Annotated in this window: 15 protein-coding genes and 1 pseudogene; 1 reads left to right on the forward strand and 15 read right to left on the reverse strand. The window is 63.9% G+C overall.

Features of this window, described 5'->3' with window-relative positions; genetic code table 11:
* Window positions 1–19: 19 nt before the first annotated feature.
* The 15 genes and pseudogenes from ureA to AB3X96_RS13995 all read right to left on the reverse strand — a co-directional run bounded on the left by ureA (window position 20) and on the right by AB3X96_RS13995 (window position 12,146).
* Window positions 20–322, reverse strand: a complete 303-nt coding sequence (gene ureA / locus AB3X96_RS13925) for an urease subunit gamma (RefSeq protein WP_008923043.1) — start codon at window positions 320–322, stop codon at window positions 20–22.
* Between the two features lie 110 nt (window positions 323–432).
* Window positions 433–1,245 carry a transporter substrate-binding domain-containing protein gene (locus tag AB3X96_RS13930; protein WP_176121116.1) on the reverse strand — a complete coding sequence of 271 codons (813 nt, stop codon included), beginning with the start codon at window positions 1,243–1,245 and terminating at the stop codon, window positions 433–435.
* A 215-nt stretch (window positions 1,246–1,460) separates the two neighbouring features.
* Window positions 1,461–2,330, reverse strand: coding sequence for an urease accessory protein UreD (locus tag AB3X96_RS13935; RefSeq protein WP_368590210.1), 870 nt, complete (start codon window positions 2,328–2,330; stop codon window positions 1,461–1,463).
* Between the two features lie 73 nt (window positions 2,331–2,403).
* Window positions 2,404–2,601: a hypothetical protein gene (locus AB3X96_RS13940; protein WP_368590211.1), complete on the reverse strand. Its 198-nt coding sequence runs from the start codon at window positions 2,599–2,601 to the stop codon at window positions 2,404–2,406.
* 44 nt (window positions 2,602–2,645) lie between these two features.
* A complete protein-coding gene (locus tag AB3X96_RS13945; protein ID WP_368590212.1) occupies window positions 2,646–3,020 on the reverse strand; it encodes a hypothetical protein in 375 nt (124 codons plus the stop codon).
* Between the two features lie 151 nt (window positions 3,021–3,171).
* Entirely contained in the window at window positions 3,172–3,864 is a 693-nt protein-coding gene (urtE, locus tag AB3X96_RS13950; RefSeq protein ID WP_368590213.1) for an urea ABC transporter ATP-binding subunit UrtE, read from the reverse strand.
* A gap of 50 nt (window positions 3,865–3,914) precedes the next feature.
* The gene (gene urtD / locus AB3X96_RS13955; RefSeq protein ID WP_176121120.1) at window positions 3,915–4,778 is read right to left on the reverse strand and encodes an urea ABC transporter ATP-binding protein UrtD; all 864 of its coding nucleotides are present in this window, start codon (window positions 4,776–4,778) and stop codon (window positions 3,915–3,917) included.
* Between the two features lie 10 nt (window positions 4,779–4,788).
* Window positions 4,789–5,979, reverse strand: a complete 1,191-nt coding sequence (gene urtC / locus AB3X96_RS13960; protein ID WP_368590214.1) for an urea ABC transporter permease subunit UrtC — start codon at window positions 5,977–5,979, stop codon at window positions 4,789–4,791.
* Between the two features lies 1 nt (window position 5,980).
* Window positions 5,981–7,615 carry an urea ABC transporter permease subunit UrtB gene (gene urtB / locus AB3X96_RS13965; protein WP_368590215.1) on the reverse strand — a complete coding sequence of 545 codons (1,635 nt, stop codon included), beginning with the start codon at window positions 7,613–7,615 and terminating at the stop codon, window positions 5,981–5,983.
* A gap of 189 nt (window positions 7,616–7,804) precedes the next feature.
* Window positions 7,805–9,103, reverse strand: coding sequence for an urea ABC transporter substrate-binding protein (urtA, locus tag AB3X96_RS13970; protein WP_368590216.1), 1,299 nt, complete (start codon window positions 9,101–9,103; stop codon window positions 7,805–7,807).
* Window positions 9,104–9,660: 557 nt separating this feature from the next.
* Window positions 9,661–10,044: a hypothetical protein gene (locus AB3X96_RS13975; protein WP_368590217.1), complete on the reverse strand. Its 384-nt coding sequence runs from the start codon at window positions 10,042–10,044 to the stop codon at window positions 9,661–9,663.
* Between the two features lie 69 nt (window positions 10,045–10,113).
* A pseudogene (locus tag AB3X96_RS13980) lies at window positions 10,114–10,230 on the reverse strand (sulfurtransferase); the annotation flags it as partial.
* A 16-nt stretch (window positions 10,231–10,246) separates the two neighbouring features.
* Window positions 10,247–11,038, reverse strand: coding sequence for an STY0301 family protein (locus tag AB3X96_RS13985; protein WP_368590218.1), 792 nt, complete (start codon window positions 11,036–11,038; stop codon window positions 10,247–10,249).
* A gap of 42 nt (window positions 11,039–11,080) precedes the next feature.
* Window positions 11,081–11,404: a rhodanese-like domain-containing protein gene (locus AB3X96_RS13990; protein ID WP_368590219.1), complete on the reverse strand. Its 324-nt coding sequence runs from the start codon at window positions 11,402–11,404 to the stop codon at window positions 11,081–11,083.
* An 88-nt stretch (window positions 11,405–11,492) separates the two neighbouring features.
* Window positions 11,493–12,146 carry a protein-L-isoaspartate O-methyltransferase gene (locus tag AB3X96_RS13995; protein WP_176109342.1) on the reverse strand — a complete coding sequence of 218 codons (654 nt, stop codon included), beginning with the start codon at window positions 12,144–12,146 and terminating at the stop codon, window positions 11,493–11,495.
* Between the two features lie 287 nt (window positions 12,147–12,433).
* Here AB3X96_RS13995 and AB3X96_RS14000 point away from each other — a divergent pair, with 287 nt between their 5' ends.
* Window positions 12,434–13,522 (forward strand): LacI family DNA-binding transcriptional regulator, encoded by a 1,089-nt coding sequence (locus AB3X96_RS14000; RefSeq protein WP_368590220.1) that lies wholly within the window; start codon window positions 12,434–12,436, stop codon window positions 13,520–13,522.

A 13,522-nucleotide genomic window follows, 5' to 3' on the forward strand; every position in this document is an offset into this window, starting at 1 on the left:
TGCCTTGACGAAGAGGACTTCAGGGAATCGGATGATGGACGGTGACGAGCTTGGTGCCGTCGGGGAACGTCGCTTCAACCTGGATGTCGGGGATCATTTCGGGGACCCCCTCCATCACGTCGGCGCGCGTGAGCAGCGTGGTGCCGTAGTGCATCACCTCGGCGACGCTCTTGCCGTCGCGCGCGGCTTCCATCAGCGCGGCGGTGATGAAGGCGACCGCTTCCGGATAGTTCAGCTTGAGGCCGCGCGCACGGCGCCGTTCGGCGAGCAGCGCGGCGGTGAAGATCAGCAGCTTGTCCTTCTCGCGAGGTGTCAGCTTCATCGGGGTGTGGGTCTCGGCGTTGAGGTGTCGTGGCGGCGTGGTCGTCGCGCCATCAGCCGGTCACGGTATCAAGCCCGGCTAACGGCGCGCTTACAGTCGTGCTTGCAGGATCACAGATCGGCAGGCAGCGGTGCGCCGAACCACTTCTTCGACATCGCACCGAGCGTGCCGTCCTGCTTTGCCTGCGCGATCGCGGCATCGACCTTCTGTTGCAGGCGCGGCTCGTTCTTGTTCATGCCGACGAAGCACGGCGAGTTCTTGATCACGAACTTCGGTTCTGGACGGCGCGGCGGATTTTTCGCGAGGATCGCGGCCGCGACGATGTTGCCGGCCGCGATCAGCTGCACCTGGCCGGACAGGAAAGCGGCGATCGTCGCGTTGTTGTCCTCGAAGCGTTTGATCGTCGCGTTCGGCGCCATCTGCGTGAGACCGATTTCCTCGAGCGCGCCGCGCGTCGCGCCGACGGTCTTGCCTGTCAGATCGGCAGGACCGCTGACCTTGATATCGGCGGGACCGAACACGCCCTGGTAGTACGGCGCGTACGCGCTCGAGAAGTCGATCACTTTCTCGCGCTCAGGCGTTTTGCCGAGCGACGAGATCACGAGATCGACCTTGCCCGTTTGCAGATACGGAATGCGGTTCGCGCTGTTGACCGGCACCAGTTCGAGCTTCACGTTCATCGCTTTGGCGAGTAGCGCGGCCGTGTCGATGTCGTAGCCCTGCGGCTTCATGTCGGGACCGACCGAGCCGAACGGCGGATAGTCTTCGGGCACGGCGACCTTCAGCACGCCGGCCTTGGCGATGTTGTCGAGCGTGTCGGCGTGCGCGGCGCCCGCATGAAACGCGAGATCGGCGACGATGGGCAGGGCGAGCAATGCGGCCAGCAAGGTGCGGCGCGCGGAGCGGGAGAGGGTGCGGGTCATCGGCGTGAGCGGTGGTGATGTCGTTGGAGTCGGGTCGTCGCTGGCTTCTTCTTGTCCGGCCGCGAAGTGGCGAATCCAATGCAAACTGTGTGCCATCGCGCTGGGCTGTGGCTGGGCGGCACTTTACGCCAGCTCGCGCACATGGTTGGGGCGCGCGCGTGCGCCGTCTTGGTGCGCGAAGAGGGTGATGGAGGCGAAAGAAGGAAGCCGCGCGCTCAGGTCGACCAGATCCGCAACGGCACCGCCGCGACACCATGCACGACTGGCCGCAGTTGCAGCCAGCAGCGCGTGAGCGCGTGCTGCAGCGTTTCCATCGAGCGCGACACCGCGCGTACGAGCAGTACGCCGTTGGTCACGCACGAGGCTGCCGCTCGCAACGTGTCGTCGAACGGCAGTTGCGCGGTGAGCGACTCGGCGAGCGCGTCGTCGCAAGCAGCGCCTACGGCCCACAGCGTGCCGTAGGCCGGAAAGCCGGCGAGACCCTGCGGCGCGTCGCGCAGCGGATCGTCGGCGCTGAGAGTCGCGCGTTCGAACCACAGCAGCTCGCCATTCGCGCCGACGATGCGCGACACTGCGCGCAAGCTACCCGCCGACCAGCGTTCGCCGGCCGCCTGGCGTCCGAGCTGCGTCGCGTCCCAGCCGATCGCGCTCGCGCCGGCGCCGAGCGTCAGCGAAAAATCGAGTTGCGCGTTCGCGTGATCGAACACGATGTTGTTCTGCGGCAGCCAGTCGAGCTTCGCCTGTTTGCCGACAGTGAGCGCGATGCGTTGCCGCGCCGCGCGGCCGTTCGACTTGTACCACTTGGTTGCGCCGGGCGTCGTCAGCACCGCATGCGTGTGCGCGCCGAGCGTGATGTCGATGTCGAGCTGATCGCCACCCGCGACGCCGCCGGGCGGATGCACGATCACCGCGTGACAGATCGCCGGGCCTTCCGGATAGAGCGGCCGTTGCACGCGCAGCGGCCCATCGTGAAGCCGGTGCGCGAGCGTCGTGCGAGCGTCGCCGCCGACGAAGCCGAGTTCGAGTCGCGCGCGCCACGAGGAGTGCGCGGGGGCGAGCGAGGCGTGATTTTCGTGGAGCGACATGCGGATGAAAGGGGGGAGCCGGCGTGCGGCGAGGATAGCACGCGGTCGCGGCGCGAGAGCCGCGCGGCAGCGACTACGACGCAGTGCCTTCAGGCGAGGCCTCGGTTACCGACAGCACCTTGATGCCCTCCCACTGCGGATGCAGCAGCCGCAGTAGCGCGACGATAGCGCGCGGGGTGTTTTCCTGGACGGTCAACGAGTCGCTGCCTGTCTCGATTGCTTTCTTGCCATGTCGGCAGTATTGATACTCGACGTTAACCGTCACGGACATGCTTTTCTCCCTTCTCTAACGATGTTGTGTTGCTAACCCAGGTTTTATTGCGGCAGTGTCTGGCGCACGCGGGTCGGCGCGGCGTGATCGTCCACGCCGCGTTCCGCGCGATTGATGAACCCGCAGTCGAGCAAGAGCTGACAGAAGGCTTCCGGCGAACACGACGGACCGGTCGTCTCGGCCATTCTCGCGAGGACGTCGGGGAACGACGCAAGCACGTGCCAGCTGTCGTAATACGCGTGCAACTGGGGCGCGAGTTCGTTGCCGAGCTTCTCCCAGCGCACCGACAGCATGCCGACCGTACCGCCGCTGTGCACCTCGAATAAACCAAAGGTGACTGCCGACACGACGTTCATCACCCTGCAATAGGAGGCTGGGTTTCTGTAAAACTCGCGTCTGACCTGCTTGTTGTCGTCCATGGTGTCCACCTCGTCGAACCGTTGCGGCGCTGCCTAGCCTGTGTAACGGTTGCGCGGCGGATAACTTGAGTGGTGAGCTTCAGTCGCGTCAGACGGGGCCGACGGCGCGGGCCGCAAGCTTTCTAATGGCTGTTGCAGATTGAAAAAACGCTTACACGGCAATCAAACCCCGCACTCCATCGGCATCCATGTTCGCCCCTTCACCGCCCGCGATGATTTCGCCGCGACTCATAACCCAGTAACGATCGGCGATCGCTTTGGCGAAATCGTAGTACTGCTCGACGAGCAGCACCGTCATGCCCATGTCCTCGACGAGCTGCCGCAGCGTGCGGCCGATATCCTGAATGATCGACGGCTGGATGCCCTCGGTCGGCTCGTCGAGGATCAGCAGTTGCGGCTCGCTCATCAGCGCGCGGCCGATCGCGAGCTGTTGCTGCTGACCGCCGGACAGATCGCCGCCGCGCCGGTTGCGCATGTCCTCCAGCACCGGGAACAGCTCGTAGATGCGATCGGGGATTTTCTTCGGCGACCTTCTGCTGGCGGCGCCCACCAGCAGGTTTTCCTCGACGGTCAAGCGCGGAAAAATATCGCGGCCCTGCGGCACGTAGGCGAGCCCCTGGGCGACGCGCGCATGCGTGGGCAGTTTCATCAGCGGTTCGCCGCGCCACGCGATCGCTCCGCTTTTCGCGGGCACGACGCCCATCAGGCAGCGCAGCAGCGTGGTCTTGCCGACGCCGTTGCGCCCTAGCAGCACCGTCAGCTTGCGCTCGGGCACCGTGAGCTTCACGTCGCGCAGAATATGGCTGCCGCCGTAATACTGGTTCAGTCGGTCTACTTCGAGCATGGTTCAGTCATCCTGTCGGGTTGACGATGCGATACCGCCTCGAGCTGCAATCAGCGGCCGAGATAAGACTCGATCACGGTCTCATCGCGCTTCACTTCGTCGAGCGTGCCGTGCGCGAGCACGCGGCCTTCGGCCATCACCGTCACCTTGCCCGTGTCCCCCGCGAGCGCCGCGACGAACTCCATGTCGTGCTCGACGACCATCATCGAGCAGGTGCCGCGCAGGTGGTTGAGCAATTCGGCGAGCTGCATCGTTTCGTCGTCGGTCATACCGGCCGCTGGTTCGTCGAGCAGCAGCAGCGCTGGGCGTTGCATGAGCAGCATGCCGATTTCGAGGCGCTGCTTCTGGCCGTGCGATAGCTCGCCGGCGAGCCTGCGCGCTTCGCTTTCCAGCCCGATCAGCGCGAGCGTTTGCTCGATGCGCGCCTGAGCGTCTCGATCGAGCCGCGCGCGCAGCGACGCCCACCAGCCCTTGTCGGTTTTCATCGCGAGTTCGAGGTTTTCCCACACCGGATGCTGTTCGAACACGGTCGGCTTCTGGAACTTGCGGCCGATGCCGGCGCGCGCGATCGCCGGTTCGTTCATCCGCGTCAGATCGATCGACTGGCCGAGAAACACCTTGCCGTGATCGGGTGCGGTCTTGCCCGTGATCACGTCCATCATCGTCGTCTTGCCCGCGCCATTCGGGCCGATGATGCAGCGCAGTTCGCCCGCGTCGATCGCGAGCGACAATGCGTTGAGTGCGCGAAAGCCGTCGAAGCTGACGGTCACGTCTTCGAGGTACAGGATCGTGCCGTGCGATATGTCGATCTCGCCGGGCACGACCGTGTGCCCCATGCTCGCGACGCCGCTCAGCGAGCGTTCCGGCGGTGCTTCGGGCAAATCCAGATCGGGAACCATCGGGTTTTCGTTCATCAGCGGTTCCTCAGCGGTTTCTTTTGCGCGTCAGCAGATCGGCGAGACCCATGATGCCGTTCGGCAGCAGCAGCGGCACCAGCACGAAGATCAGGCCGAGAAAGAACAGCCAGTATTCGGGGAAGTTCGCCGTAAAGAAGCTCTTTGCGCCGTTCACCGCGAACGCGCCGATGATCGGTCCGATCAGTGTGCCGCGTCCGCCGACCGCCACCCAGATCGCCATTTCGATCGAGTTGCCCGGTGACATCTCGCCCGGATTGATGATGCCGACCTGCGGCACGTACAACGCGCCCGCGATGCCGCACATCACCGCCGACACGGTCCACACGAACAGCTTGTACGCGAGCGGGCTGTAGCCGAGAAACATCAGCCGCGTTTCGCCGTCGCGCACCGCGGTCACGACACGGCCGAGCTTCGACGTGACGATCGCGCGCGCGCCGATGAACGCGGCGATCAGCACCGCGAACGTGATCAGCAGCAACACGGCGCGGGTGCCCTGATGAGTGATCGGAAAACCGCCGATGCGCTTGAAGTCGGTAAAGCCGTTATTGCCGCCAAAGCCCGTTTCGTTGCGATAGAACAGCAGCATCGCGGCGAAGGTCATCGCCTGCGTGATGATCGACAGATACACGCCCTTCACGCGCGAACGGAACGTGAAGAAGCCGAACACCCACGCGACCACGGCCGGCACCAGCACGACGAGCAGCAGCGCGTAGCCGAGATGCTGCGTGCCTTGCCAGTACCACGGCAACTGGTGCCAGTCGAGAAACACCATGAAGTCGGGCAGATCGCTGCCGTACTTGCCGTCGTGACCGATCGCGCGCATCAGGTACATACCGATCGCATAGCCGCCGAGCGCGAAGAACAACGCGTGACCCAGACTCAGGATGCCGCAGTAGCCCCACACCAGATCGAGCGCCAGCGCGGCGATCGCATAGCACATGAACTTGCCGGTCAGCGTCATCGCGTACGCGGACAGATGCAAGGCGCTCGTCTGCGGAATCACCAGCGCGGCGAACGGCACGCCGAGGCCGACCACGATGATCAACGCGATCAGCGCGAGCCACGCGCGACGCGACAGCAACGCGGGCCGCGGTGGCAGGCCGAGCGCAAAGCCGGTGTTCAACTCGCGCGCGGCGCCGGCACCCGCGCGCGACGACGCTGCGGAAGAGGGGTTCGCCGATGAAGTAGCCGATGCCATCTCATGCCTCCGCGCTGCGGCCCTTCAAGGCGAACATGCCCTGCGGACGCTTCTGGATGAACAGCACGATCAGCACGAGCACCGCGATCTTCGCGAGCACCGCGCCCCAGAACGGTTCGATCGCCTTGCTGACGAGCCCGAGGCCGAAGCCGCCGAGCACGGTGCCCGCAAGCTGGCCGACACCGCCTAGCACGACCGCCATGAAGGAATCGATGATGTAGCTCTGGCCGAGGTCGGGCCCGACATTACCGATCTGCGACAGCGCGCAGCCGCCGAGCCCCGCGATGCCCGCGCCGAATGCGAACGCATACGAATCGACGCGCGCGGTTTTTACGCCGACGCACGCGGCCATCCGGCGGTTCTGCGTGACCGCGCGCACGAACAGACCCAACCGAGTGCGCGTGAGCACGGCCCAGGCGATCGCGACGACGATCAGCGAGAACGCGAGAATCGCGAGCCGGTTGTACGGCAGGATCAGGTTCGGCAGGACGGTGACGCCGCCGCTCATCCACGACGGATTGACGACCTGGACGTTCTGCGCGCCGAACAGCATGCGGGTCGCCTGAATCAGGATCAGGCTCACGCCGAAGGTGGTCAGCAGCGTTTCGAGCGGGCGGCCGTACAGATGCTTCAGTACGAGCCGCTCGAGCACGATGCCGACCAGCGCGGCCGCGACGAAGGAGGCCGGTATCGCGAAGAGCGGATACCAGTCGAACGCGTTGGGCGCGAAGCGCTGAACGAGGTTCTGCACGACGTAGGTCGCGTAGGCGCCGATCATCAGGAATTCGCCGTGGGCCATGTTGATCACGCCGATCAGGCCATACGTGATCGCCAGGCCGAGCGCGGCGAGCAGCAGCACGCTGCCGAGCGACAGCCCGGCGAACAGCGTGCCCGCGATCTGGCTGCGGCGCTGGATCGCATCGAGCTCGTCGATGCCGCTTTGCGCGGCCGCGCGCACGCGTTCGTCGGTTTCGACAAACGTGCCGTCGGCTTTCTTCGCGACTAGCGGGCGCAGCAACTCGTTCATTTCGAGGTCGTGGCGCGCGGCGACCAGTTGCACGGCTTCGAGACGCTTCGAAGGGTCCGGGTCGTGCAATGCGCTCATCGCCCACAGCGTGTCGAGACGCTTCTTCAGCGCGGGATCGGTTTCTTTGGCGCGCGCGGCGTCCACCAGCGGCTTGATCGATGGATCGGGGTTTTGCAGCAGCGCATCGATGGCGGCTGCGCGTGTCGCCTGGTCGGGCGACGCGAGTTGCAGACCCGACAGCGCGCCCGCTACTTTCGAGCGCAGCAGGTTGTTCAGCGTGATGGGTTGCCCGTCGTTCGCGGCGACCGGTTGGCCGGTGACGGCATCGCGGGTGGCGTCACCGTCCTGCAGCAGTACCGCGCCTGAGTCGGTGGCGAGCGCGCTGTCGTCGGCGAGGGCCTTCAGCACCGCGAGCGACGCGGTATCGTGCGTGGCGATCAGTTTGTCGATCGCGGCGGACTTCGCCTCGAAGTCGTCGCCGGCGAGCGGCGCGACGTCGGCCTGGGTCAGCGCGAATGCGGCGCCCGGCGCGGCGGCGAGAAGGACCGCGAGCGGCAGCAGGAGCGCCGCGCCGCGTCGTCGTACGGAAGTCGGAAATGAAAACGCCATGATGGCCTTTTGCCCTGGATTGAATCGATGAGCCGCTCGGGCGCGCGAGGGTGCCGCCGCCGCTTCAGCGGGGCGTCGCCGCGCGTGCGCTGCGCGTGCCGGTACGCAGGCCACACGTCGCGGCACGCGGCTGCCGCGGCGAGACACGCGCGGTTCGCCGCGCGCCGCGGTGCGACTCACGCCGACACGTCACGCAACGCGCGAGCGCCGCAGGAACGCCGGAATCGAGCTGACCACATCCGGCTTGCCCGCATTGCCGGCGATGAACGGGCTCCACGGTTGCGCGCGGATCGGCCCCTTGGTACGCCACACGACGTTGAACTGGCCATCCGCGCGTACCTCGCCGATCATCACCGGCTTGTGCAGATGGTGGTTGCCGTCCATCTCCAGTGTGAAGCCCGACGGTGCCGCGAAGGTCTGCCCGACCATCGCGACGCGCACCTTGTCGACGTCGGTGCTCTTTGCTTTCTCGACCGCCTGCTTCCACATATGGATGCCGACGAAGGTCGCCTCCATCGGATCGTTGGTCACGCGCTTCGTGCCACCCGGCAGGTTGTTGTCCTTGACCCATGTGGCCCATTGCTTCTTGAACTTCTCGTTGGACGGGTTGCGCACCGACATGAAGTAGTTCCAGGCCGCAAGATTGCCGACGAGCGGCTTCGTATCGATGCCGCGCAGTTCCTCTTCGCCGACCGAGAACGCGACGACCGGCACATCCGACGCCTTCAGCCCCTGGTTGCCGAGTTCCTTGTAGAACGGCACGTTCGAATCGCCGTTCACGGTCGAGATCACCGCGGTCTTGCCGCCTTGCGAGAAGGTCTTGATGTTGGCGACGATGGTCTGATAGTCGCTGTGACCGAACGGCGTATAAACCTCCTGAATGTCGGCTTCCTGCACGCCCTTCGATTTGAGGAACGCGCGCAGGATCTTGTTGGTCGTGCGCGGATACACATAGTCGGTGCCGAGCAGGAAGAAGCGCTTCGCGCCGCCGCCTTCGGCGCTCATCAGGTATTCGGTCGCGGGAATCGCCTGCTGGTTAGGAGCTGCGCCCGTATAGAACACGTTGCGCGACATTTCCTCGCCTTCGTACTGCACCGGATAGAACAGCAGGCCGTTCAGTTCCTCGAACACCGGCAGCACCGACTTGCGCGACACCGAGGTCCAGCAGCCGAACACGACCGCGCATTTGTCCTGCGTGAGAAGCTGGCGCGCCTTCTCGGCGAACAGCGGCCAGTTCGACGCCGGGTCGACGACCACCGGCTGGATCTGACGGCCCATCACACCGCCGTTCTTGTTGATGTCGGCGATCGTCATCAACGCGGTGTCTTTCAGCGACGTCTCGGAGATCGCCATCGTGCCGGACAGCGAATGCAGGATGCCCACCTTGATCGGACCGCTATCGGACTGCGCGTGCGCGAACGGCACGCGGCCCGCGAGCGCGAGCGCGCCGGACATGGAGCCGAACTTCAACAGACTGCGACGTTTCATGTGCTTTCCCCTTGTCATTGATGGTCACTGTTTATGAGCGCCGATTTCAGCCAGCCTGGCTGAGCTCGCACGGCTTGCCGCTCGTCTACTGCAAGGCATATGCCATGTGATGCATTCGACGCAATGCGCGTGCAATGCCTGTGGTGGCGCGGTTATGGGCGCGGGGGTGGCGACTCGGTCCATCGATGGCACGGCGCGAAACTGGTGCAGTCGCGCGCGGCGCGCCTCGTTCGGGTGCGCGTCGCGCCGCGACGAAGCGTGCTTCGACGCCAGTGAAGCGTCGCTGGCGCAGGCGGGGCGTCGGCGGTGCATAGGCGCCTTTGGGACGCCGCGCTTTTGTGCATGGCGTGGGGTGCCGCCTCACACCGGAGCACCAGTGATGCTGAATGCTGATCAGGGAGACCCGACATGATCGAACGCGCCGCGGTTGCTCGCGAGCGCGAAAGGGATGTACTACACGACGCACGACGACCGCGCTGAAGATCACTTTGGGCTATTCAGCTCGAAGATCTTTAGGAAGCGGTGTGTCACGCAATGAGCTTAGTCTGGTCCTGCCGTTAAACACGACAAAACTTGCCGTTCGGGTAACGGGAATTATTCCAGTCTGGCAAATCCCTTTTTTGAAATCCTTCCAAGGACTGGTAACCACTCACATTCCAGTTGTGACGACTTGCTTGCTCAACTTCCACAATCTTGAATCGACACTGATGACCTGGATTGTTCAAGTGAAAGACAATGCGTCTTTGCTCATCGCTGAAATTCTTTTCCAATATTTTGTAGCGTGTTGTCTTACAGAAGCTATACGTTGAATTCCATTCAATTGTGTTAGCTCGCACGTAGAGCGCACCGGAACACGCACGACCTGTTCCCTCAAAATCCCCTTTAAAGCCGCCTTCGGCGCCAATCGCTATATTTGATATGCTGTAGAGAATGATGCACATCGCCGTAAATTTCACTGAGCACATAATTTAGTCTTGCGCCGCTTTAACGCGCTACCTTCGCGCCAAACCTCAATAAGTCAGAACCGACGGATCGACCTCACGCGACCATGCGTCTATCCCACCTTGCAGATTGAACACGTGGGCATGTCCGCGGGATTCGAGGAACATCGCGACCTGCGCGATGCGCTGCTCGTGAGCATAACTACTCGCAGCTAATCTTCTTGACGATTCCACCCGGGCCATAAACAAGCTGGCATTCTTTATAGGAAGCGGGTAGTTGCCTTGTAAGCGCGATGCCAGTGCCCTCATATCGGCACCCGAGCCAGACCGGGATACCGCTTGGTCGAAAGCGCCACCGGGCTATTCGGTCGTGGCCTGTCAAGGCTGTGTCGCTAGTAGGGACGATGCTTGCATTCTTTTTAGGATCATCATCGAAGAATGTTATCCCCTGCAAAAAGCGAGGTGACTTAGCCAACTGGGGAATCCACTCCTGGGATATCGGTTGACTCAATGACTCATTGACTGAAATTGATGGCAAGCACGTCAATTCTGTTGCGCAAGCCTGATTCGCGAGAGCGGCGCCAAGTGACGCGATTACCGCTACCGCAAAGAGATTAGATTTCACCATTCGATCACCGATAAAGCATTCGCATCGTTGCACAAGCCACCGGAATGCGGGTGCCAATATATAGTTCGCCGGCGTACCTGATTCTGACTGTTCCATTGCACTAGCGTCCTGTCCGAGATAGATAGCAGCGTGCTTGCCTGTACTTCCGTGTTGCGGATACCGGCCGCTCACAAACGTGTCTCGTCGTGTCTTGAAAGCCTCGAAGGCTACGCGGGAAACTCCCCCGTCCATATGGGCATATTCCGAAAAGATATGGCTGAATAACGCGTCAGCAAAAACAAAGACCCCGCAAGCCAAAACCTTGGCTTGCGGGGTCTTTGCCAGCATTTCCGACGCAGCACAAAAGAAAAACGGCGCAAGGACCATCAGCCCTTGCGCCGCTTCAACGCGCTATCTCCGCGCCGAACCTCAATAAGTCGGAACCGACGGATCGACCTGTCGCGACCACGCGTCGATCCCACCTTGCAGATTGAACACATTGGCGTGTCCGCGCGATTCGAGGAACATCGCGACCTGCGCGCTGCGCGCGCCGTGATGGCAAATGCAGACGATCTGCGCATCGTCATCGAGTTCCTCGCTGCGCGCGGGAATCTCGCGCATCGGAATCGACACGACGCCGGCCATCGACGCGGTTTGCAGTTCCCACGGCTCGCGCACGTCGAGAAGCACGGGTGCGGGACGCGAGGTATCGGCGAGCCATTCGGCGAGTGCGGGAGCGGTCAGATTTTGCATCAGCGAGACATCCAGTTCGTGGGACGGTGGCTTACTCGCCGCCCGTCCAGATCAACAATACAACTCGAAGCGCAGCGAAAACCGCCGCTTAGAATCTGAACCGCGCCGGCTGCACTGCATTGGCGAGCGGCTCGACATAGGTTTCGAACACGTCGGAGATGCGGTATTGCTTCTCGTCGATGCGCGTGATGATTTGCGCCTTCATCACCGGCGCGCTGCCGACGAACGCCGCGAGACGGCCGCCGACCTTCAGCTGTTCGAGGATTTCCTGCGGCAGCACCGGCAGACCGCCCGACACGCAGATCACGTCATACGGCGCCGCGCCGCTCCAGCCGCGCGAAGCGTCGCCGGTCGCGACTTCGACGTTCAGCACGCCGTTGGCGATCAGGTTGCTCTTCGCAAGCTCGGCCAGTTCCGGTTCGATGTCGATGCTCAGCACGTGTTGCGCGCGATGCGCGAGCAGCGCCGCCATGTAACCCGAGCCCGCGCCGATTTCCAGCACGCTTTCGTGCTTCTTCACCGCCAGCTCCTGCAGCACGCGCGCCTCGACGCGCGGCGCCAGCATGTGCTGGCCGGCCGGCAGCGGCACTTCGAAGTCGGCGAAAGCGAGGTCGCGGTAGGCGGCGGGGACGAAATTCTCACGTTTGACGATCGACAGCAGATTCAGCACGTCCTGGTCGAGCACTTCCCAGGGGCGGATCTGCTGTTCGATCATGTTGAAACGCGCTTGCTCGATGTTCATGGTGGATTCGGCGGTTTTGGTTTGGCGAGCGGGCGACGATTGCCGCTGACTTTTGTCCTGACCCGGCCACGGCGGATTGCCGGCGGCCGCGGCCTCCGAAAGGCGTTCGCTTTGCAAGCCGCGTCAGGAGAACTGCGGGATTGTACCAAATGGCCGACTTGCACCGGACGCTCGCGGGCAAGTGCCAGGCCGGCCCGCCCCCGTGTTAATCCCTAGCGATCCGGGCTTGCGATTCGCATCGCCATCGCCACAAAATGTAATCGATTACATTTTCGCTGCGAGGTCGTGTGTCCCGAACGCCGTCCCGATCGTCGCCGGCCGCGTCGTCCGGCGCGAGCAGTCAACCGCTACGTCAGCCGCCGAGGCGCTCGCCGCGCACGGCCGATGGGCCTTCGATCGCCGGCGTGGCCGAGCAGGCGGGCGTGTCGGTCGCGACGGTGTCGCGCGTGCTGAACGGCCACGACAATGTGCGGCCCGCCACGCGCGACAAGGTGCTCGCGGCGATCGACGCGAGCGGCTACCGCGTAAACGAACTCGCGCGCAATCTGCGCACCGCCGAAAGCCGCCTGCTGTTGACGATGGTGCCGGACTTCGGCAATCCGTTTTACGCGGAGATCGTGCGCGGCATCGACAGCGTCGCGCGTCAGCACGGCTACTTCATGCTGCTATGTGACACCGGCGCGGACCCGGGCCGCGAGCGCAGCTACTTCGACATGCTGCGGCGTCGCCGCGCGGACGGCGCGATCTGCCTCGATCCGGCGACGATCCAGCAGGCGCTCGGCGAGGCGTCGCAGGCGCTGCCGTGGGTCGCGTGCTGCGAGTTCGATCCGGAGATGGGCGTGCCGTACGTCGGCATCGACAACTATCGCGCGGCCGGCGACGCGGTGCGCCATCTGCTCGCGCGCGGTCACCGGCGCATCGGCCTGATCAATTCCGACGTCGACTATCTGTATGCACGCCAGCGTCAGCAAGGCTACCTCGACGCGTTGAGCGACGCGGGCATCGCGCCCGATCCGCGCTGGCGCATGAATCTGAACAGCCTCGATTACGAGGCGGGCGCGTCCGCCGCAGCCGGGTTGATGCAGCAGTCCGATGCGCCGAGCGCGATCTTCGCGGTGTCGGACACGCTCGCGATCGGCGTGATCCACGGCTTGCGCAGCGTCGGCAAGCGCGTGCCCGACGACGTCGCGGTGGCTGGCTTCGACGACATCTCGCTCGCTGCGCAGATCGATCCGCCGCTCACGACGATCGCGCAGCCGATGCGCGAGCTCGGCGAGACCGCCGCGCGTTTGCTGCTGCAGCGTCTCGCGAATCCGCAGGCCAACGTGCCGGGCGTGCTGCTGCCGCATCGTCTGGTGATTCGTGGGAGCGCGTGA

This window comes from Paraburkholderia sp. BR13439, from assembly GCF_040948805.1.
Lineage (GTDB): Bacteria > Pseudomonadota > Gammaproteobacteria > Burkholderiales > Burkholderiaceae > Paraburkholderia > Paraburkholderia youngii.